This window comes from Lentilactobacillus sp. SPB1-3 (assembly GCF_026913205.2).
Lineage (GTDB): Bacteria > Bacillota > Bacilli > Lactobacillales > Lactobacillaceae > Lentilactobacillus > Lentilactobacillus terminaliae.
On sequence record NZ_CP168151.1, the window covers coordinates 1393216 to 1415568 of the forward strand.

General features: G+C 39.1%; 25 protein-coding genes. All 25 read right to left on the reverse strand.

Annotated features, from left to right (window positions below; translation table 11 throughout):
* The 25 genes from O0236_RS07185 to O0236_RS07305 all read right to left on the reverse strand — a co-directional run bounded on the left by O0236_RS07185 (position 1) and on the right by O0236_RS07305 (position 22344).
* Positions 1-570, reverse strand: a complete 570-nt coding sequence (locus O0236_RS07185) for a hypothetical protein (protein WP_268914153.1) — start codon at positions 568-570, stop codon at positions 1-3.
* Positions 570-1652, reverse strand: coding sequence for a pyocin knob domain-containing protein (locus O0236_RS07190; protein WP_268914152.1), 1083 nt, complete (start codon positions 1650-1652; stop codon positions 570-572). The genes O0236_RS07185 and O0236_RS07190 overlap by 1 nt, the downstream gene beginning before the upstream one ends.
* 58 nt (positions 1653-1710) lie before the next feature.
* Entirely contained in the window at positions 1711-2415 is a 705-nt protein-coding gene (locus tag O0236_RS07195) for a hypothetical protein (RefSeq protein ID WP_268914151.1), read from the reverse strand.
* Positions 2408-3553, reverse strand: coding sequence for a baseplate J/gp47 family protein (locus tag O0236_RS07200; RefSeq protein WP_268914150.1), 1146 nt, complete (start codon positions 3551-3553; stop codon positions 2408-2410). Before O0236_RS07200 ends, O0236_RS07195 begins: the two co-directional genes overlap by 8 nt.
* Positions 3540-3905, reverse strand: coding sequence for a DUF2634 domain-containing protein (locus O0236_RS07205; protein WP_268914149.1), 366 nt, complete (start codon positions 3903-3905; stop codon positions 3540-3542). The genes O0236_RS07200 and O0236_RS07205 overlap by 14 nt, the downstream gene beginning before the upstream one ends.
* Before the next feature lie 27 nt (positions 3906-3932).
* Complete coding sequence (locus O0236_RS07210; protein WP_268914148.1) at positions 3933-4334, reverse strand: hypothetical protein; 402 nt, start codon at positions 4332-4334, stop codon at positions 3933-3935.
* 5 nt (positions 4335-4339) lie between these two features.
* Positions 4340-5716 (reverse strand): hypothetical protein, encoded by a 1377-nt coding sequence (locus O0236_RS07215; RefSeq protein ID WP_268914147.1) that lies wholly within the window; start codon positions 5714-5716, stop codon positions 4340-4342.
* Positions 5716-6183: a phage baseplate plug protein gene (locus tag O0236_RS07220; protein ID WP_268914146.1), complete on the reverse strand. Its 468-nt coding sequence runs from the start codon at positions 6181-6183 to the stop codon at positions 5716-5718. Before O0236_RS07220 ends, O0236_RS07215 begins: the two co-directional genes overlap by 1 nt.
* Before the next feature lie 11 nt (positions 6184-6194).
* Positions 6195-7202, reverse strand: a complete 1008-nt coding sequence (locus O0236_RS07225) for a phage baseplate protein (RefSeq protein ID WP_268914145.1) — start codon at positions 7200-7202, stop codon at positions 6195-6197.
* A 76-nt stretch (positions 7203-7278) separates the two neighbouring features.
* The gene (locus O0236_RS07230; RefSeq protein ID WP_372791175.1) at positions 7279-13095 is read right to left on the reverse strand and encodes a phage tail tape measure protein; all 5817 of its coding nucleotides are present in this window, start codon (positions 13093-13095) and stop codon (positions 7279-7281) included.
* A 4-nt stretch (positions 13096-13099) separates the two neighbouring features.
* Positions 13100-13324 (reverse strand): hypothetical protein, encoded by a 225-nt coding sequence (locus O0236_RS07235; RefSeq protein ID WP_268914036.1) that lies wholly within the window; start codon positions 13322-13324, stop codon positions 13100-13102.
* On the reverse strand, positions 13308-13763 hold the full coding sequence (locus O0236_RS07240; protein WP_268914034.1) for a hypothetical protein: 456 nt from the start codon (positions 13761-13763) through the stop codon (positions 13308-13310). The genes O0236_RS07235 and O0236_RS07240 overlap by 17 nt, the downstream gene beginning before the upstream one ends.
* Positions 13764-13783: 20 nt before the next feature.
* Positions 13784-14212, reverse strand: a complete 429-nt coding sequence (locus tag O0236_RS07245) for a hypothetical protein (RefSeq protein WP_268914033.1) — start codon at positions 14210-14212, stop codon at positions 13784-13786.
* 24 nt (positions 14213-14236) lie between these two features.
* Positions 14237-15361: a DUF3383 family protein gene (locus O0236_RS07250; RefSeq protein ID WP_268914032.1), complete on the reverse strand. Its 1125-nt coding sequence runs from the start codon at positions 15359-15361 to the stop codon at positions 14237-14239.
* A gap of 1 nt (position 15362) precedes the next feature.
* Complete coding sequence (locus tag O0236_RS07255; RefSeq protein WP_268914030.1) at positions 15363-15833, reverse strand: LIC_12616 family protein; 471 nt, start codon at positions 15831-15833, stop codon at positions 15363-15365.
* Positions 15820-16224 (reverse strand): hypothetical protein, encoded by a 405-nt coding sequence (locus O0236_RS07260; protein ID WP_268914028.1) that lies wholly within the window; start codon positions 16222-16224, stop codon positions 15820-15822. Before O0236_RS07260 ends, O0236_RS07255 begins: the two co-directional genes overlap by 14 nt.
* Complete coding sequence (locus tag O0236_RS07265; protein ID WP_268914026.1) at positions 16224-16844, reverse strand: hypothetical protein; 621 nt, start codon at positions 16842-16844, stop codon at positions 16224-16226. Before O0236_RS07265 ends, O0236_RS07260 begins: the two co-directional genes overlap by 1 nt.
* Complete coding sequence (locus O0236_RS07270) at positions 16841-17191, reverse strand: hypothetical protein (protein ID WP_268914024.1); 351 nt, start codon at positions 17189-17191, stop codon at positions 16841-16843. Before O0236_RS07270 ends, O0236_RS07265 begins: the two co-directional genes overlap by 4 nt.
* A gap of 12 nt (positions 17192-17203) precedes the next feature.
* The gene (locus O0236_RS07275; protein ID WP_268914022.1) at positions 17204-17392 is read right to left on the reverse strand and encodes a LysM peptidoglycan-binding domain-containing protein; all 189 of its coding nucleotides are present in this window, start codon (positions 17390-17392) and stop codon (positions 17204-17206) included.
* 10 nt (positions 17393-17402) lie between these two features.
* On the reverse strand, positions 17403-17540 hold the full coding sequence (locus O0236_RS07280; RefSeq protein ID WP_372791804.1) for a hypothetical protein: 138 nt from the start codon (positions 17538-17540) through the stop codon (positions 17403-17405).
* Entirely contained in the window at positions 17537-18646 is a 1110-nt protein-coding gene (locus O0236_RS07285; protein ID WP_268914020.1) for a major capsid protein, read from the reverse strand. The genes O0236_RS07280 and O0236_RS07285 overlap by 4 nt, the downstream gene beginning before the upstream one ends.
* Positions 18647-18657: 11 nt before the next feature.
* A complete protein-coding gene (locus tag O0236_RS07290; RefSeq protein ID WP_268914018.1) occupies positions 18658-19050 on the reverse strand; it encodes a hypothetical protein in 393 nt (130 codons plus the stop codon).
* Between the two features lie 16 nt (positions 19051-19066).
* Positions 19067-19723 carry a DUF4355 domain-containing protein gene (locus O0236_RS07295; protein WP_268914016.1) on the reverse strand — a complete coding sequence of 219 codons (657 nt, stop codon included), beginning with the start codon at positions 19721-19723 and terminating at the stop codon, positions 19067-19069.
* 133 nt (positions 19724-19856) lie between these two features.
* The gene (locus O0236_RS07300; RefSeq protein WP_268914015.1) at positions 19857-20774 is read right to left on the reverse strand and encodes a hypothetical protein; all 918 of its coding nucleotides are present in this window, start codon (positions 20772-20774) and stop codon (positions 19857-19859) included.
* Positions 20722-22344 carry a phage portal protein gene (locus O0236_RS07305; RefSeq protein WP_268914013.1) on the reverse strand — a complete coding sequence of 541 codons (1623 nt, stop codon included), beginning with the start codon at positions 22342-22344 and terminating at the stop codon, positions 20722-20724. The genes O0236_RS07300 and O0236_RS07305 overlap by 53 nt, the downstream gene beginning before the upstream one ends.
* Between the last annotated feature and the right edge of the window lie 9 nt (positions 22345-22353).

The window sequence follows — 22353 nt, forward strand, 5'->3', positions numbered from 1 at the left end:
CTACACCTCCACAATCTTGTCAACGATTGGATAAGCGTTGTACTTATCTGTACTGTTAGCATAATCGGTGTGCAACATGGTTTTATCAGCATTGATTCCATTTATGACTGTTCTAAATTTAATGGTTGTATCATTTACATAGTCAACGAAAACTTGGTAAATATCTTTAGTGGTCGAAGTTTTAGCTGGTAAAAATTGTACTGATTTGTTGGAGATTAATAACGCAGCATTGATAGTAACTTCTAGGGGATAATCAGTATCGATAACGTTTTTATCACTTGTTACTTGCGTATAATCTGTTGAAGAAGCCATATAGTTTTTATTGGGTAAATAAACGGCCTTAACCCCACCATCATCTCCCCGTGAACTAACAAATTTCAGACCTGTTTTCAAAGTTGAAATAGGTTTAGTTAGTGGAATTGTTACGGAGTTCAGTGCTAATGGCACATTGGTCTCGACATTGATAAATGCATTCGGTCCCTGCCATAGTGGTATTGGTTGATTATCATAGATCATCGTGCCACCTTGCTTAACTCCAGTAACAAGTTGTTTTTCAATATGAGCTCCCATTATGATTCACCCCATTCATGTTGTGTGTTAGGATGAGTTGCTTCACGACTTGTTGCAGTAGCTTCATCAGCAACCTTAACGATAGGCACAACCGGGTCAGTATCGACTGTTAAATCGCCGTAGTTAAAGTTCATCTTAATCTTGGCCTGACCGGTGTTAGGGTCGACAATCTTAGCCATGATTGAATCAGTAATTGTTTTAGCAAATGTTGCTAAACGATTTTCAAGGTCGACTCCAGAAATACGTTTAGCCCAATCACTCCAAACGCCATTGCGACAAGTGCGTTCCCAGAACATATCAAAGTTGTCTCCGTGGGCACTTTGATGGATTACAATTGTACCAGCATCTGGGCTAACTTTAACGTCAACGAACCACCAAGCACCAGAGTCAGGCACGTGAGATGGATTTTTAACGAAATATTGACCCGCTGTCTTTAGATCATTAACATCTCCGGTATAGTTAATAGCTTTTCCATCATCAGAAGTTAGCTTATATTTCTGCCAATTTTTAGTATCTTCAGTAGTCACAAGGTCGTCAGGTAAAGTCACTTTGTTGTTTTTAATTGCATCGTCAACATATGTCTGTGTAGCAAAACCACTATTAGAAAGTAGTCCTGCTAAATCAGCTTGTGTAATGTAAACATCATCATTCACTTGCATATGAACATCTTGTGATGCTGAATAACCCACGGAAATAGTGGCCACAAATCTAAAAGGCACACCGCTTTCTGGTGGCAAAATAAATGGATCATTACCAATCATTACAGCCACCAAATGTTGTTCAGTAGTGTTAGCTAAATGAGCTATTAAACCAACTAACGAGATACTAAAATTAGCAGTTAAACCATCGTTAGCCATAACTGATGTCGCACTAAACGTACTACTAGATTGAGTAACGTTATTCACGTCGAATTGTTTACTATTAGTAAAATCTGCAACCGTCAATGCTGAAATATCAGTACCTTCGGTAATAACTTTGTCAGAAACAATCATTTTATCGAAGATAATTGCTTGTTTTTGTTGGTCGGCCTGAGCAAAGAGTGTTGCTCCATCTCGAGTCAAACTTTTTGAATTATATTCCAATGGTTACGTCCCTCCTTAATTTTGGGTATAAAAAATACGCAACCCATAGATTGCGTAACTAAATTTGTACATAATAATCAAATTTTATTCCAACACCTATATAAGTGTTGGCTTTAATATTTTTCTTAACTTCAACGTACGGTGGAATGTCAAAAGTAGCTTCTGCATGTCCTGACATGCCAACACCAACATAAGTTTGTACGCTAGCACTAGCAGCAAAGCCAAGCTGTTTGATTGTATATCCAGCCGTCATTGATTTCTGCAATTCGTCAGCAATCTTAGTTAGTAAATTGCCGTGAGTGATTTTAGTTACATCAATATCAACAATTTCAATCGTATTCGGGTCGCCTTGTAAGACACCGTCTTTTAATTGGCGACTTCGGACAATATCGACATCTTCTGGATCACATCCCAGTAAAGCAGCCGCATTTTGTTTAATAGTTCGCCAAGTACCGTCCGAATTAACGCTTAAACTGTGCGATTTTAGTAAAAAACGATAGTTCTCATCATCTAATCCATTACGTTCAATATCAAAGTCATCGCCGATGTCATCTAGTTCTAAACCACTAGCATAGTCGATATCGTAAGCCCTATCTCGTTCATCTAAGTTTTGATGTTCTGTGAATACTAGACTATCAATAAATTTATGGAATTTATCAAATTCGGTACCTTGAATATTTGAACGAAAACCAACAAATTTAGTGATATTTTCACGATGAAAGTCATTAAAAGTTTGACCATTTTGTAAATCGTCATTACTCATTGACTATCACCTCAATCGCATCGTCTGAAGTAGAACCAAGTTGATTTTGTTTCAGCTGGATGTTGCTAGTTGAATAGTTAACACCATCGGTACTAGCCTCAATATCCGTAATCTCTTCAACCCCGATTAAATCATAAATGTATTGATAAAGGCGGTTTAGAATAATCGTCTTACCCATATCAAAATCATCTAAAAAGTCTCCGACAGCTTGTTTAATAGCATCTTCGTTATATCCACCTGATGCAGTTAAAGTAATTTTGAATTTAATCGGTACTGTCTCGGCTGAATCAAAGTGAATTTCCACATCAGATCCTAAAATATCATAGTGATATTCTTGTGAACCAACCGTCATCGCCCCACCAGCTAAGTTATCAGCAATCGCCTGACCTACTTCTTGTGGATTTCCTCCGGAAACAAAAAAATGCATACTAAAAGCTGGATTACCATATTGATCAACTTGGTTAGTGCGATTGTCTTGCAAGCTAACTCCGGTAACTCCAGGAACATTTAAAATGGCCGTCTGTAATCCTTCATCAGTTGGGCCTGGCCTTGACTTGTTATTGGCTTTAATTCTTTGTCTAAAATCAAAGTCAGTCTCCAGATCTACACCACCATACGCAGCTTCCGGATTATTAATGCTAGTAATTTCATCTACAGGATTAGATTGATTGACAATCGTATTCGCATCAACATTTGTGTAACTAGCTGCATCATCACTATAAGCAATTACATCAACAGTACCGTCATCACCAATTTGGACATCTTCGCTGGTTTTAAAACTGTCACCATTATCGGTTAAGAATTCAGTGCCCTCATCAACTAAATACCCTGATTGTCCGATAATATGCATATTTACTTGCGCTGGTTGCGCTAAGTTTCTTTGTATACCAACGTTACTACCCTTTCGATCTAATGAAATCCCTGTAGCCAAATCAGTAAAAGCTGAATCATATACATCTTGTGCGTGTAATTCCACGTCATAAAGCATACTGGCCCAAGCAGTGATCATTTGGCCTAAGGGGCTACCAGCCGATGTATCGATATCAGTGCCCATGTTTCCTTGAGCAACTTTTACAATTGAGGCTCTAACATCAGCTTCATCTGGTACAAAATAACCATCATCACTAGTTAATGGCATCAATATTCACCTCCTTTGTAAAATCAAGTTCACCTAATGTGCTTTGGCATTTGATTGCAAAGATCACTGTTCGTTGATTAGCTTGATACTCTGGTTCCACGTAAGTGACTTCGGTGACACGTTTATCCTGTAATAGCGTATCTTCAACAGCTTTTTTGGCTCCAGCTTCATCATAACCATTTAAAATCCACTCGAAATCCATGCCAACATCTTCATCGATCCAGTAACCTTTAGGTGTTTGTAAAATGAAGGATAACGCTTGCTTTAATTCTTCTAAACCAGAAATAAACATTGGTGAACCATTGTTCATTAACAAGTCCCCATTTTGATCGTATGCGAAATCTACGGCCACAACATCACCTCCTTTAAGTAATTTAAACTATTTAAAATCATCAGCGTCAGCGACTTTACCAACTACGATTGAAAAATCCGAAGCATGCATTCTGTCAGAATCTACTTTAAAAGTACCTTTGTTAGTGAAGTACATATCATCTTTATCTAAAACAACTACCAAAACATTATCGCCATCTTTGTAGTTTAGATGCGCATTCTGAGATTTATCGCCACGATCATCGGTATACTCTAACGGCAGTGTGATAAAACGGGCCTTAGGAACAATATTCTGCTTCTTGCCACTGATGACAGCCAATGGCTGGATACTTGCTGTAGGTGGTGTTAATTTAGTTATTTTGCCAATGTAGGCTACTTGAATACTCTTGTTAGCCATTGATAAGATATTTTTTACAACTAACGTAATCCAATCTGGTTCCTTTTTGGCCACAATTGTCACTTGCCTTTCTTTTTATTCTTATCGGAATTCTTATCCTTATTTTTATCCTTTTCCTTGTCTTTTTCTTTTTGAGCATCTTGTTGATCTAACTTATGAGAATTACGACGAATAGCCCGCTTAGATTTAGCGTCTTTCGTTTTTTCTTTGTCTTTTTTTGCTTTCTCTTTCTTTTTCTGTTCGGCGATTTTTTTAGCAGTGCTGGCATCTTTATTCTTCGCATTTTTAACTTTTTTGGCTTGTTGCGCTTTGTAATCGTCGTATAGCATCACCGTCACATCGCTAGTTGGGGTGCTTCCGGAACTGATTGTATTAGTGCCAGTTAAAACAATGACCCAGCCCTTTAAGTCTGATAATGGATGTTTAACTTTAAAAACTACCCCAGTTGTCATATCTGGGTTATACAACAAAGATAACTCCCAAGACTGTCCGTTCTCACTATCCTCTTGATATTCAGGTGGTTGCAATAATCCAGTTTCCGGAGTGGCCACATAGCTTAGTTTGGTTTGCTTAGCAAAGTCCTTAATCATCAAATATCCATGTTGCCAATAACAATTAGTATTACAATCACCGGCGACCTCTCGGATCACATTCATTGGTTTCTTCTTGGCAACATAACCTTTTAAGTAAACATGATCGTAAACTACATCGACTTTACCAATTGAAATACCGGCTTCTTTAGCAACCTTTTTTATGATTGCCGAACCCTTAGTACCAGCTTTAAAAGAAAGTGCCTGATAAATAGTTTTTTTCTGATACTTTTTATGAGCGTTCAAATATTTGCGCTTCTTATTCCAACTTGAGGAAAGCTCTGTTCGAGCCGCTTTCTTTAAATTAGTGTAGTGTCGACGCTTATCTTTAACCTGCTTATCAGTTGCGTGCGGATTTTTGTCACGCCATAAATTAAATTGTTTATTATAGCTAGAATTAAATTCTCTGATTTTAGACTCTAAACTTTTTTGTGAGGCCACTAATCTCACGTTTTTACTCTGTTTAACTTTGATTGGCTTTAAATTGTCATACTTCTCTCCATCTTGCATTGTAAAAGTTAATTGCCAATCACCAGAATCGTTTTTACGAGGTTGTATTGTGGTAATTGTTCCGTGTACTTGATGCTTGATGAGATGCACGGTTTTATCTGAATTAAAAAAGCCGGCATAAATGTCGACTTGACTACCTTTTATGAATTTATCGGAATTGCTTTTGATCAATCCGTGTAGCGTTACATCAGTGGTTGACGGTGTATCATCATTGGAATAATTAATCGTGACATCAACAGCTGCATTGTATGGCTTCGCCTGCATCGATTTTAAGGTGTACACTAGCTTGCCCTTATTGCGTAATTCAATTCGTGTATAAAAGTGAACCAATTGCATTATTCCTCACCGCTTCCAATATATGGATCATTACCATATGGGTTAACATCTACATCAATGTCATCTTCAGTATCGGCATCGTCTGCCAATTCATCGTCATCAATTAGCGATTGTGATTCATCGTTTAATGCAATGTCATCAGTCGCTTCTTCTCCAACGAAGCTTAGTTTAACTTTCTTTGGAAAATTCAAAGCACTAATTGTATCTTCAACCCCATCTGGATCAATTGGCACGATTAGCTTTACAGGCAATCGTTGATCATTAATATCTCCCCAAAGGGGCATGCCATACACTAACTTTTCACCACGGACTAGTTCGACATCATTTTCATCAAACAGATCAACATAAAACGAGTCACTATAACGATTGTAGTAAATCCGCATATTATACACAGTGTTGTCTAATGTGACTGTGAATTTCTGCGGTAGGTCATTAAAGGCAAACTCTAAATCGTCAAATGAATTCATGATATTCCTCCTTATGAGTAGTAAACTTTAGCGCCAATGGGAATTTCTCGATCCGGATATTTATTAAGCTTTTGAACAACGCTTAACTTAACACCCGTTTTTTGAGATACATACCAGTACGTATAACCACGTTTAGCAACGATATACTTATGCGTATTATTGCCATTGCCTTTGCTGTTATTATTCTTGTCGTCTTTATTGGTACCTTTACCATTATTATTACCTTTGTTAACCGGCTTAGTACCTACATCGCTAGTAGTACCCTTTTTCTTTTTGACAGTAGATTCGAAATAATTACCAATTTGTAGCGAAAATGTGACGTTTGAAGAATTAATCCCTGTTCCAGCACCTTCAAAATTAAAATCAGAGGTAAAATCTGATAGTTGAACATGAGCAAATATTCTTCTGCCATGCCATTTCATATCAATACCGTTATCGGCCCATTTCTCAATCTTTTCTAAGTCTTTCTCAATAGACGAAATAGTATCTTTCTGACGACCTCCAATAATTCCCGTGATGCTTACAGTTGCCGGATTCATTTGAGAAGTTGTGGACATATTCATCCCTTTTTCTACTGCCTGAGAAGCAATTGAGCTACCATGATCAGTTGATTGATCCTGCACGAAAATAAATACATACGAGCTATTAGTTCCAGGATTATTCGGCATGATATACGCATGTGTTTTAAATCTTGGATCTTTTTTTATCTTTGCTGAAATTGTATCTCGAGTCTTTTGAATCTTACTTTGTTCCTTAGCAATAGCATAATTATTTTTGGCACTGTTGTATTGCTTGTTCAACTTGCTTAGCTGTTTAGTAAAGGCTGCCTTTCTTTTCTTAGCATCTTTACTTTTAGGATTAACGTTTTTAATTTGCTTCTTTTTACTAGTGATTTGTTTTTTTAAATCATTCATCAAATCTTTGTATTTAGTCGTTGCCGGAACATTCTTTTTGGTAGCTGGTTTAGTCTTTGGCTTTGCTTTGGTAGTTGTCTTAGTTGTTTTAGTCGTCGTCGCCATAATAATCTACCTTTCTAAATAATTTTATGTATGAAAAAAGAGCTGATAATTCAGCCCTTTTAATTTGTGCTATATGTTAAGCGTCTCCCATTTCCATTTTGTCGTAAACCTGTCTGAATAATTTATTCATGACATTCTCAATAGACTTCTCATTACGAGTACTGATTGCATCTAAAGCATCATCATCAACCTTGCCTTGAATGTTAAAGGTATTGTGTACCTCAACTTTAGGCATGAATGATGATAATTGACTAGACTTATCACTCGACAGTTTTGACAACTTAGATCTAAGAGATTTACGTTGCTTTTTAGCTTTTAATGAATCCATGACACCAGCAAATGGCGATGAACTAGATTCTTTTGCTCTCGCTTGGATAGTTTCGGCGATCAAGTGATCAGCGGAAGGCTTTTTAGGGTTAATAGCTACCTCTGGTTGTCCTGGAACTTCACCAAAGACATTAACCTTACCTTTTTCTGCCCAACCTCCGTTAGCATGCAATGCAGCAATGATACTTCTTGCTCCATTAACATGTTGTTGTGTGTATCCACCACGTTCCCAATCGGTTGAGAATTTAGCTGCCAAAGAAGCAACTGAACCCTTACCACGTAAAACGCTTCGTAATACGTTACTATCGCTACCGTCATGAGACAAAGCAAATTCTAGTTGAACGCCAGCATTACGCCAGCTCTTGCCTTGTTTTTGAGCAAAACGAATCAAGTTAGCTTTACGACCACCTAGCCATTGTCCTAACCCAGAAGCTCCACCGCCTGAATTAACCGCACCTGGATTCAATTGTGATTCAAATTTCCAGTTACCAAGAACCGCAGCGATACCAGCATTAGTTGCAGAGGGATAAGCCTTTTTAATTGCAGCGGCTAATTGACGAGCTCTAGTTCCAATGTCACCAGCTAAGTTCATACTTCCTAAATCGCCTATGCTGTCATCACTAAATTTAGACTCAAGTTTTCCTAAAGCTTTCTTTCCAAATTGATGTTTAAACAACTTTTCAAGACGTTTAGACGGTTTAGACCCGTTTGATTTTTTCTTAGCTGCATCATGCAATCCTTTGACTCTAAAGTATTCATATCCCATGCCTTTATCAGCAGCAATTGAAGTAACTCTAGCTCTTGGTGGAGTTTCGTTGAACATAGAACCTGTTTTAGGATTCTTAATGATACCAACGTGCCCTGCGGCGCCTCCACCATGACCAAAGACAACAATATCTCCTGGGACAGTATTCTTTAAATCATGTCCACGTGATTGGACACCAGCACTAGTTTGCATATCAACGGTTGTTCGACCTATGTCTACACCAAAATGTTTCAAAGCTGATGCTACCATGGCAGAACAATCATAATATGTGGGTCCCATTGATCCCATGTTATAAGGTTTTCCCGTGTAATGCTCTTCAGCATACTTTAGAAATGCTTCACGAGTTCCACCTGCTCCACCAGAGCCTTGACTGACAATATCATTAATAACATTCCACGCAGCCAAATAGTATGGTTTCCCAGACTTGCCACCGCCGGCTTTAACACCCTTAGCAACGTTATTAGCAAACTTAGTTCCAATAGAACCAATTTTACCGGCAAAGTCATTTCCCCATGCCTTCGCAGGGTCAGCGGCTTTACTTGCAGCAATCTTTTCAAGTGCACTCTTAGAAACGCCGGAACCCTTTGCGTAGTGCTGAATAACACCCCTGTCAGCTAACTCTTTGGTTTGATAACCGTTAAGAACGGCATCCCCTCTTTGTAGCATTTGGACAGTGTTATCGCCTTGCGGCAATTCAATTTGACCGTTATTTCTAACAATCGCCTCTTGCCTAGGTCCGACCGGCGAATCATTCAGCATGGCAATTTGGTTATTTGGAATCTTACCATTAGATCCCTTAGCGTACTTGATAGGTGTAAGCACTGAACCATTTCCGAATTGACCAAATGCCGAATTAATACCTCTAAAACCAGCATTAATTTGCTTTATAGCATTGGCCATACCAGCATGAGCGTAGTTATCTAACTTACCAAATATTTTAGCAAAATCACTAACTATATCACTGGCACCATTGTGCATATCTTTCTGCATCTGATCCATTTGTTTTTTGGCACCTTTTTGCATATCATCATAATCGCCAACCGTATTGGTTTGAGTTTTTTGAGAATACTTTTTGGTACCATTCATAATGGACTTCATCGTGCTATTACTATTTTTCTGCATCGACTTCATCTGTTTAGATGAACCCTTGTTACTAGTAGTATAGCCACCAACAATGGACTTACTAATTTGTTTCATCGACTTTTTAGTCATCTTAGAAGCATTAGTAATACCTTTATTGCTGATGTTATAGGTATAAGTCTCAGCTTTGCCTTTAGATTGACGTTGAGTTTGCTTCTTAAGTGAAGCAGTCCCTTTAGCATAGCCAGGTAACGTCATGCCTTTACCTAAACCACCAGATTTAACTTTGGCAGTGTCTCTTGCATTGAGAATGTGTTCTCCTGCTTTAACAACTGCCATCATTGGTCCATTAGCACCAAGCAAACGGAACTTACCGGTACGCTTATCAATAGCTAACTCTTCGCCACCTTCACCAACCATGGCAACATGGGTCTTACGAATTGCTCCACCAGAAGCATGACCAAAACCACCAGCAACTTTTAAGCTACCGTTATAAGGGCCAACAGATGATGGCTTAGATTTAGGTTTGGATTTACCACCCTTACCATTTCCAAAGTTATTCAAAAACTTAGCATTATCAGTTGCGCCTTTAGTTGTTGTACCAACTATATGATCCATCTGCTTTTTGCTAGGTGTTTTTAAATGACTCATCATGACATCCCAAGCATGGCCAATACCTGAGAAGACACCGCTAATTGCGTTGCCCATCTTTTCGAATGCGCTGATAGATTCGCCAGTTTCTTTATTGACTTGCTTTAAATGCCCTTTAGTTTGCTTAGTAGCTTCACTAACAACTTGTTGATGTTCAGTTTTGGCTTTATCAATGGTTTTGTTCTTACGGTCATTAGCTGCTGAAACGGCTTTATCACGAGTCTTTTCGGCTTTACTCTTAATACTATTGTATTGTTTCTTAGAAATCGTACCCGTTACATAGTATTCATGATCCGCCGCATTCATCGTTGCCTTATATTTCTTATCAGCACTGCTTTTGGCACTCTTATAAGTCTTATTGGCATAGCTAATTTGTTTGTTCATCGTCTTGTAAGAGTCTTGAACAACAGCTTGGCCTTGCTTAGCAGACAACTTTTTGGTGGAATCGTTAAGCTTGCCAAGAATAATCTTCTGTTTAGCAGCGTATTTAGAAGTTCCGTTGTTATTGTGAGATAACAATTTAGCAATCTTCTGATTAGCAGTGGCAATAGCTTTTTCTCGGCCTTCACCACCATTTTTTTCAGCTTTAACAATTGCTTTAACTGCTTTTTGGGCATCTTCTAAGCGACCTTTATCACCTATCTTCTGCGTTGCTAATGCTGTTTTAGCTTGCTTCCTAGTCAAATCGCCATTTTTAACTAACAAATTAAGATTATTCTTCGAAGTTTTACTTCTATTGCTAGTATATGAGGCCAGTTGCTTATTTAATGTGGCAAAAGTGCCAGCATCTTGTTTAGCAACTTTACGGTTAGCTGTATACAAATCTGTACTAGAATTAGCAACAATGCGCTTGTTACTTGCTGAAAATACCGACTCAACTTGTGACATGGCCTGTTTAGCATCTTTAGGCAACTTGTCAAAAGGCTTAGCTTTTTTACCTGACTTAGAAGTATTAGTTGCTTGAGAATCAGGTGTAACTAAACCAGTTGAATAAACGTCAGCGGTACCACGTTTAGATTTAGTGTGTGTAACTGTTCCAGTCGTAACAGGATTGTTAACTTTACCATTCTTAGCAATATTAGCCTTTTCACTAGCGTTAATATCTCTAACCAGTTTGCTACCAGCAACTACATCAGCAATCTTTCCACCGATAGCAGTACCAGCGGCGGCACCAACTGGCCCACCTAAAGCTAAACCGATTGAACCGCCGACGGCTTTACCACCAGCATCCCAGATTTCGGCGCCACCTTTTTTACTGTCAAGACCATCTCTAAAAGCTTTAAAAGCTGAGAAACCAGCATCGGCAAAGATAGCACCCTTAGCAACCTTACTCATTACAGAAGTGGTTCGACTTGCAGTTAAACTGGTTCGAGTGGCTTCGCCACCTGATGTATTAGCGACATCTTCTGTAAGTGCTGTGGTACCTTTGCTAGCACCAGCGAGTCCACCCATTGCACCTTTTATCGTACTGATCGCTGAAAGCAATTTACCAGCACCAATCAGTGCAGGGCCAAACAAACCAGCCAAAATAGATCCATACGCTACTGTTTTCTTTAACGGAGCCGGCATTGAATTAAACTTAACTAGAATCCCAGCGACTTTATCTAAAATTTTAGTTGCAGCCGGAAGAATTGTTTTAGCTAGTTCAGTACCAACCGCCACACTAGAAGTCTTTAAACGTTCTAATTGCGACTTGAAATCTTTCATGTTCTTTTGAGCTAATTGCTCAACATATCCATGGCCATGTGCTTGGTCTTGTGCATGTTGAACTTCACCATCAAGCTGTTTTAATTGCTTGTAAGAACTACCTAAAGCTTGAGCAGCACTAGATGCATTCGCACCGAATAAGGCAGCATAAATACCACCTTTATCAGTGTGTGACATACCTTTCATGTGCGCATCAAGTTTAGCAAAGATATCTTGAATTGGTAACAATTCGTTTTTTGCATCACGGAAATCTTTGTAATCCAATCCCATTGATTTCATCGCATTTGGCGCTTTACCTTTTGAAGGTGGATTAATCAATCTTTGATAGATTTGACGTAACGAAGTACCGGCTTGCGATCCATCAATACCAAAGTTTGATAATTGACCGATTGCAGCAACGGTTTCATGGAATGATTGATGAGCCGCATGAGCATCAGGTCCAGCGAACTTCATTGCTTCCCCTAAATCACTAAAAGAAGTAGCTGTTTTATCAGCTGAGTAAGCCATTTGGTTAACCGCAAGCTTAGTAGCTTTAGCCATACCGGTAACTGATTTGCTCTTCATGTTGAATTGTTCAAGGGCACTAGCGGCGTTATTAACAACGTCGGTATAACTATCTCCAGAAGCTTTCGCACCTTCTAGATAAGTCTTTTGTGACCCTAATGCTTGGTTAGTTGTATAACCACGACGAACAAGTTCTTCATAACCTTTAGCAATCTCAGTTTGTGAGACACCATACTTTTCAGACAACTTAACGCCGTCTCGTTGCATGGCATTCACATTCTTTTGTGCCTCAGCTTGTTTTTCACCAGATGTAACCGCTAAGTTCTTGATAACATTGAATTCATGTTGAAGCCTGCTAGCTTCTTTAGCTGAATATAAAAAACCGGCTCCGATGCCTAAAGAGACAACGGAGGCGGCTTTACCAACACTGGCCATCTTATCGCCAATACTTTTCATTGCTGAACCAGAAGCTTTGACGTGACGAGTAGACTGTTGAACACGGCGACCTAAACGACTTTGAGAAGCTTCAACTTCATTCGTACTGCGTTTGACAACTTCGTTGTTCTTTTCAACTGATGAGCTACGATCATCAACCGCTTTACTTGTCTTAGCAACCGACTTATTTAAGTCTTTAGTAGCGGTAGTAGCTTGCTTGATGTCACGTTGATACTTTTCCGAGAATTCTTTTGAGTTCTTGGACAAAGAATCAAACTGTTTGGACACATTTTCAAGTGGCTTGATCAGCTTATCTGCGTTACTGTTGATCTTTTGAATCAGCTTGTTAGCTGCACGTAAATCTCTTAGGTTAACCCTAACAGGTAGCTTAATTGTATTTTGAAGAGTGCCTTCTAGTGCCAATTGACTAACCTCCTAAGATTGCTTCAAAGATTGACGATTTACTCTTATTACGTTCGTTCATCGCATATCTCAAAACTGATAATTCTGGAGCCGTCATTTCTGAAATCTCTGTAGTCGAGAGTGTGGCAGCTCCTTCAATAAAAGCTCCCCATTTGAAACTAGCATCCGGAAAGTCTTTTAAGTACTGCTTTACTGCCCGATCGCTTAATGGTTTAAGACTTTGACGCAAGAAACGTGTCTGCCTGATCCATTAACCAGTCATACGTCTCTCTTTCTAAAGTGTCTGCCAAATCCCAGTCAAGATTTCCTTTAGGCTTGTTATCAATCAATACAGCACTAAACAATGAGAATAGCGCTTCGTGGAACCGAGCAGTAGTAGTACGTAATACTCCAGTATCCCCACTAATTGGCCGAATTTCTGTTCGGCAATCATCGATCGATTCGGCGGTTCTCAAATTTGGTTGAGTAATATTAACTTCTAAAACGGAACCATCTTTTTGAGTAATCGTTAATTGACGGTTTTTGTCGTCAAGATCCTTAACTTGTACTCGCTCGTTCAATGGGAGCAAAGAGAAGTCTTTATTTTTGGAACTAGTTTCTGTAACTGCCTCTGTATCTGTGTTAGTTAAAGTTTCATCATTAGTTAAATTTTGTTCTTCTTCATTCATATTAAAACTCCTCTAATTAATTATTTTTGGTCTTCGTTAGGATCTACACTGGCACGAACACAGTGGAATTGAAGTCCAACAGTAGGCGCTTCGTTATTCCCGTTCAAGTCAGGAATCTTAGCGATTGATGCAGATGAAGTTGAGATAATTTCTACTGGAGTGTAGATAACGATCTTATGTGCTTCTTCCTTGAATGCTTGTTCTTCCAGAACCTTTTTCCAAATTGGATCGAGTCGTGAAAGGTTAATAGTTAAATCAGCTTGTCCATTGTGGTTGATAACAGTAATACCATTACCATAAACATCAGAACTGATAGTAATGTTGTCTTCGTTAAATGAAAGAGTGAAAACGTCACCGGAAGTATAAATTTTAGGCTTGATACCGTCGATAGAAACGACCATATCGGCAACGTCCCAGCGACCATCGGTAAATTCATTAATTGATTGCATAAATATTGGTCTCCTTTTCTATTCCTAAACTGGTTGTGGAAGTGTAATTGATTGAGCGAACTTAGTGTCGTCAATGCTGAATACTGGTTGATACTTCCAGCCCATGCCGGTAAGCTTTCCACTAGCTTTTTTGTTATCACTAATGTCATCAGAATTAATCGTATTGATGTCATAGCCTGGTTCGATTAGTCCAAGGTTCTTGTATTTATCCAGAACCAACTTGATTTGGCCTTTGAATAAGTCGATTCCAATTTGGTTGTAAGGAATACGATCGTTTTGAACGAACAAGTTAGTGATGTTAGCTACAATTTCATTAGTAATAGCGTCACGAATGAGCATCACAGAGAATTGGTCACCAGATTGCGATTTGTTCGATGTGAACATTGGAATGCCGTTTCGATATGCGTAAGTCAAGGCATGATAAGGTGTGTAGAATGCATCTAATGCTTGTTTAGTAAAATCGTATTGGTCTTGAGGAGTTACACCACCCAGTTGATTGATGAACTCTGGATCAGTTCCAACAGAACTGTTAGCGTATGAAGCTAAGAATGTTGAAGCTAATTGATAGTCAGCATCAGTAGCACCATACTTAGGTAATGAAAGAACCAAAGTAGCTTTGTTACCTTTCAACACGGATAAGAATGACAAGTCAGGTTCGGCATTGTCAGTCGGAACATCAACGATAAGGACTTTGTTGTCTTGAGCTTCAACAAAGTTGGATACCGCTTTAACAACGTCGATGTTGTCTTTTGAACCTTTGATAACAAAGTATTCAGCACCTGCGTTGTAGTACTTAGTAAGTGCTGCAATCATATTGTCAGCATCAGTTGGTGTAACAGCTGGAGTTGATGAACCTGAACCGTCGCCAGTTGAAGCTGGTTGAGTCACAGCAGTTTCTGGGCCCGATGTGATTACTTGGAACAAAGGACTTTCGTCGTTTGCAAAGTAATTATCAGCGGCGTTATAAATTTCAGTGCCTAAGTCGTAATCCTTTTCAACTTCTGCAAGGAAGTGATAAGACTGCAAAGCAATCTTGGTACCTTTAACAAGGTATGCGACGCCTGCTAAACCGGCCGCTTTGACTGGTCGGTCGTAAGTAGTAATGATGTTAATTGGAGATAGAGTTTCAATCTTTTCTACGTCTGCCAAATTAATGACCTCCTATATTCGTGTCTGTAATGTTTGGAAAATCTGCAATATATCCACGCATGAGCCGTAACTTGAGTACGACAACTTGGGTGGATATTTGAAACATTTGGGCAAAGTCAGCCGAGCTTTCGCCTTCTGGGTCAGCACTGACCACGACGATGCCACTTCTTTTAAGTTGTTCGTGATAATTTGGGTCAAATAAAAACGTCACAATGTCATCAGCGATCATCACTGATTCTTGTGGCGTTTCGGCATAGCAATTTAAGACAACATTCACGGTGAACATCTCTTCTTCATGAGTGTTGCCCCATGTTTCGGCTTTATATGCATCAGGCGGTGTGTAAGTAATGTATGGATAAGGCGGTAGATTCTTATTGGTCGTAGGAACTACCTGCAATCCAGTAATGGAAGTGATAATGCCTCGTAAAGCACCAATCATCTTGCCAAAATCAAAAGTTCTACTTTTGTACATGTTTGTCACCTCGCCCTCTCAAGAAGTAAATAAAGATACCGGTTTGGTCTTGATAAGGGCCAATCTTGATAATCTCTAGTTCTTGTTCGTGATACATAACCTTAGTAGTAGTTGGTAAGTCCAATTTAGACAGCCACTCATACGCATAGGTATCAGTTTGGCCACCTGGCAGTTGAACTACTTGGTTAGCAATATTGGCTTGAGCTGAATTACCAACAGCAATCAACGGCTCATACACGTCTTGCCACTCGGGTTGTTCTGATTGGGAATCATCGCCCCACTCGTCGTCTTGAATGGACTTTGTTGGTAAAGCGTATTGAAATGAAACTGAAAACATTCGGAATATCTGATTGATTTCTCGAATAAATATCCTTTTAGCTTTAGCATCCATTAAACAACCCTCCAATATATCGACCGTTGCATTGCCCCCGTATCAACTAACGGATTATTGAATCCTTTGTTAACCGATGTGATAGTGGCATTCTTCGGTCGAGATTTAGTAGCAATCGTCCGTTTGACTTCACGAGCCACATACTGACCAATTGCGTTATAAACTTCCTTCCACGTTCCATGTCCGTGCAGTAATTGAGTTACTCCAGCAACTGCTAAACGTCTAACTCTCTGTCTAGTCTTTACTTCAGTAGTTCTAAGAAATGAACGGGCAGGAATTCTAACTTCTTTAGCCAATAAAAAATAAACCACTAGTTGTCCGCCTTCATTGCGAGCAAGTGATGGTTTACCGTTTTTGGTCATGTAAAAAAATAAGCCGTCAATTTGACCGGCTTTTCTTTTGCCTGCAATCGGCATCGGAATAGTTAGATATTGGCTAGTAGTTGGATGAATAGTTGCTCCATATTCGTTCACATGAACGATCATTTGCATGTATTCAACCGTTCTATCGCCAACTTGTTTTAGCGCACCAACATAAACGCTGTGCTGATTAAGTTTTCTGATCTCGTTAATTGCTTTCGGCAAAAAGTTGTAATCAGGGCCAGTGACTTCCACGGTCATAGGAACTGCACACCCCAGTCATTTGCACCTAAGATTTGTAGCACATCCATGAACTGTGGAAGATAAATATCTCCATTGGCCGTATTGTCAGACATATTGATTTGGAACACATCCGCCTTGATGCTAGTAGCTGTGCCACCAGCAGACTGATTGGTATACAACAAATGAGCGGTGTATAAACGCACTAGAGTGCTGAGTTCATCGTCATTGTCCGTATACTGTTGGCAAACCATGTATGCTTGCGTGATTAAACTATCAACGATTGCCGAAGCATTAGGATCATCGAACAACTCTGGATACATAATTGGCAATTGCTTGGCAACTGCTTCTCGCATCTCATCATTCATAAAATGCCCTCCTTACCGAGGGATAAAGATTTTTCGTCCCACTTTAAAATATGGTGCTGGAAATTTAACGTTAGCCTTACGCAACGCGCCAACAGATAGTCCGAATTTTTGAGCTACTGTATATTCGTTGTCCGTTGGCTTCACTTCATAACGATTAGTATCTGTACGTTTTACTTCGTTATGCTTATTTTTTGTTGCCATTGTTTACCTCCTACTGTAGATAAGCTAATAGTTGAGCCTTTGTATCAGTCGTCTTATAAGCGATGTTATTAGCATCTAAATAAGATTTAATCTGATCATTAGTCCAACTCTCGTCAGGAACGTCAGCCTTTTCAGCTGACGAATCTATTTTTTTACTGAACTGTCTGAAGTAGTTGAACTTGCAGTTTGTCCGCTTGGTTGAGTAGTTTTAGCACCAACGTGCATAACTAACACGTTACGAACCTTGTCGAACGTAGGTAGAATGTTTTGAGAAACATGTACCAAGGTAGCCACAGGGTCTTTAATGCGGTCAGTGTAAACAGTGATACCGTCCGTAGTGCGTGATAGTTGAACACTTGGTTCGCCAATCAATCCTAAATCCTCGTTAGTATCAGTCCAAACCATACGACCTAATGGGCCTTGAGGTGCAAGCACAACAGTGTCATCAGGGATAAATCTATCTGAACCAATACCTTTGTTGTAGATAACTACTTGTACGCCAAGAGTTTCTTGAACAAGTGCAGTTACAGCTGATTGAGCTAAAGCAACACCTGCTGAGGTACGACCATCAGTTAAAGTAGTTACAACTTCACCAGAAGCAGCTAATTTACGGAAAGTACGACCGTTCATTAAAACAACTCCAATTGAAGTACCATTGTCATCGGCAATTTGATCCATTTGCTTTTGGATATCTTCCAAAGGTTTTGAATCAGGAGTGCCCCATTCAGTAGCAACATCAACTTGATGTTCTTCTGGCATATGGAAGTCAACTTGGTAAGGTAAGTTATTGCTTCCACTACCATCGGAGCCAACAACAGCGATTTTACCGGTAGTCAAAGCTTGCATTGCCATAATCTCACGAGTTCCATAAGAGACAGTCATCAATTCATCTAATTCTTTGTATTGAGTTCTAGTAATGGCAGTAACACCGGCAGGATCATTGTTATTTGCCAAGGCACGATTGATACCACGACGGCGCTTTTCATTCATCGCTTTGTAGTTTTTGAATGGAATAAGTGAATATGTTTCACTTTCAAAGCCATGATTATCGAGCTTAACTGATGAAACATCATCCGTTGTGGCTGTCATCATACGAAGCTTTGATTCTTCACCAAAGTAAAGTTTTGTTGTATCTGTTGGACTGTATGACAAGTCAAACAAGCTACTGTACAAGTATGGTTGGCGTTCATTGTCACGTTCGTTCCAGTAACCAATGATTGAAGCTGGGTTTTCAATGTCGCTCATTGTTAACATATGTGTTCCTCCTAATTACGATTTACGATCACTAATTTAGGTAGTGATGTTTTAAGTGCAGTAATTACGTCATCTGTGTAGATAGCTTTAGTTTTGTCGTCCATACGAGCTAAGTTAATAGTTCCTGATACGATTACTGAGGCTGGTACAGCACCTTCGGCGATGTTGTAGTCTTGGCGTAAGATACCTTGAGCTTTAGTAGCGTCAGTTGTGGGTTTAAGTACCACTGAACCATCGTTACTTGTCAAAAAGTTCTTGTCAGCAGTTAATAAAGTGCCACCAAGTAGATATTTTTGACCGTCAGCATCAGCTGTGGCGGTTGTATCATCTACCATGTTGGCAATTGCAGTAGCGTTGTAGTCATCTAACAAGATGTCACGGCTACCAAAATACTTCTTCTTCATGTGTGAATCCTCCTAATTAATTTGAGTAATTGGACTGCAATGGAATACGATCATTACCTGATTTAGCAACTTGAGTACCAAAGTTACCGGCATTATTGATGTGTTTAGTAGACTTGGGAACTTTACCACCGGCATATTCGCTTCTTACGCTAGCTTCGGTATCTTTTTTGATAGAAGTAACGTAATTAAGCAATTTTCCGGCGTTATCAATGGTCTGGTCACGATCATCGCTGATAAATAGCTCAACAATGTCCTTAGGCACATCGATTTTGCTTTCTTTGAAAACATCTAGAGTTGAATCTAAGATGTCACGACGCTCTAATTGCATGCGTAACTTCTCAACTTCAATCTGTTCAGGCGTTTTATCAGGTTCCTTAGCGTCCTTACCACCACGCAACTTCTTCAACTCGGCTTGTGCTTTGTCTAATTGTTGCTGTAACTCATTTTTTTTGCCTTGTTCTTTGCCAATACGTCCCTGAAGCTTTTCAATAACCTTGCTTGGGTCATCATCGTTTTCTTCATGGTCGTCATCGTCCTTGGCATCATCTGAATTGTTTTCAGAACCAGCATTATCTAATGGTTCATTAACGTTGTCGTTAGCATCATCTGTGCCTTGGTCATTTTCAGCAAAGTACTGCAATTGCATTGGCATTAAGTTGTCAAATCTTTTCATAATCAAACTCCTTTCACGCATTTAAAGTCATGGGAGACTATTAGCACAGATTGTTCTTTAAGCTCTGCAACACACGGAAAAAGAGCATAATAAAAAGCCCTCTGAAAACAGATAGGCTTAGTTTTAATACATATTATTGATTTAATGTGGGCGTCTTATGACACCGGCAATTAGGATGGCTATCATCTGGAATCATCGGCGCTTCTTCAATTGGATAAGGTCCACCTAAGGCGATACCAATACATTTGATACATGCACTTGGTTCAGTTACCCAAGCCACGTATTTAACACCTTCCATGCGATAAGTAGCCATATTAACTTCGTCAACTAATCGAGCTGATTCAGTTCTAACCAAACGTTGAGCATTGTATTCCATTTGTCTAACTCTATCGGCAACTGATTGATTAGGCTTGAACTGTTTTAAATTAGCATGGTCGGCTAAGATGTCATCCATATCTTGTAACGACATCCCATGTTTGAGATGTTTGTTAACTAGATTTTCAACATCATTAGCTAAACTATCGCTATCAATCCAAAGATTAGATGACCAAGTACTTCTGGTCTCAGCTTTAGTGATCACACTTGATACTTGTTTAACTTTATTCTGTGATAAATCAAAGGCATCAGCCATGCGTTTGGCTTCTGTTTGAGCATCCAAAACTAATCGATGAGCAACGTTTTGTTGATTCTTAACGGTCATTTGGATAATTCCTAAAGCCAGCACAGCCATCATCACATGTTTCTTATCAATGTGAATCTGAGCATTATAAGCTTTAACTCTAGCAAAGGCTTCATCAGGCCAATCACTCATATCCATTTGCTTCACAGCGTTTTCCCACTGCTGTAAATCCCAGCGACTAACCTTACGACTAACCTCAGAGACGGTTAAACCATTCTCAGTAGCATACTGTGAATAGAATTGTGACAAATGGTTGCGAATAAACATCAAGCAATCGTTGTAATACTGCCTACTCTGAATATCTGTTTGATTGTCTAAATCAACTAATTGTTGAATCCTTTGGCGTTCCTGCTGGATCGTCAGAGATACCATGAGTTACACCGGCTTTCTTTTGTTGGTCTGTCATGTACTCATCAACTTGGTTCTTAGCTTCCTTAGCATCTTCTTCGTTCTGTTCTTTCAATCGTTCAACTTCGGCAGCTGGATCATCAATCCGTGATAAGTAACCTAACTTAGTTACATCACTAACTTGTCCATTTAACGTTGAAATAGTCTGAGCTTCTTCGAGAACGTTATGCGGAATACTTTGCTTATGGTCAAATGCTAAGTTACTGGGATCAGCGTTAATACCATCCCATTGCTTAAACAGAATTGCAAACAATTGACGCAACGCTTTATCCATCTTTTGTGACTTAACCTTAGCTCTAGCTTGCATTGGTTGATAGCGTTGCAACAGTGCAACACCGCTAATTGCTGTGGCTGACATCCCGAAACTAGAATCGTTTAAGTTAACAACCTGTGATGCTTGATAAACCATATCAATAGCACGATTCAATGAGTTCTCTTTGGCTTCATCATGTGGGTCAGGACTTAAGAAGAATGCAGTAGGCTTTTCTTGGTTGTCATTGCCACCTAATGGATTGTTTTTCTTTGGATATAAGTTAATTAGATGACTGTTTTGCAGTGCTTCATATTGCTTTTCATCTAACTTATTACCAGTAATAACTAGATAAGACTCACTAAACGCATCGTTATCGTTTCCTTTACTAGACATCATGTTATCAATGGAATCAATCAGGTTAATCGAGTCATCAAACAGTCCTGAACGGTCATCATCTTCCAACAATTCAATAACTGGTAGCATTGGAAAGTTAAGGATATCTGACTTAACCACTTGATTAGGATTATCTGGATCAGTATTCATAATCGTTAACGGTTGGCCATCCCCTTGGCTATCAAATGAATAGATAGCATCTTTAGTAATTAAGTCACCATACTTTCTTGAAGCGCCCGTTGAATAACGAATAGCAAATAAAGGATTGTTTTCAACTGAATCATCGTAAACAACGATTGTGTCACGTGGTGAACAGACAGTCATCTTTAATTCAGTTTTATCTGAATCAGTGGCAGGTGTTTCATACAAGTAAATGTATGACCGGCCATAGATATCGGCTTGCTTGGACCACTCAGTAAACACATCTTCATAATTATTATTGTTTAACCAAGTCTGAATCTGGTCATCGATTGCTGTATCATCTGTATTGCCATCATTCGATTTATGTTTAATCGATACTGGTTCACCACTAAAGTAACCGTTAAACGTACTAACAAGCTTCTTAGGTAAGTTAAATATCAATCGATTATCTGGCTTGCTCAATGGCTTTTCAGGTCGTCCAATAATCTTATGATGTCGACCAACATAATAATCATGCTTGATTTCATATTTTGGTGCTAAATATCGTTCATGATAATTCATGATTTGATAGACATCATCAAGATGTTCTGTGATATCAGCATTAACATCGTATAAGAATACATCTTCATCAGTAATTGTTATCCGACTAGATAATGCTGATTGGCCGTTATTACTGTAATTGCTTTTAAGTAACGGCTTACCACTTAGAATGGCATCTTGAATATTATTTGGTTCATGTTCTAACAATTCAGCTAC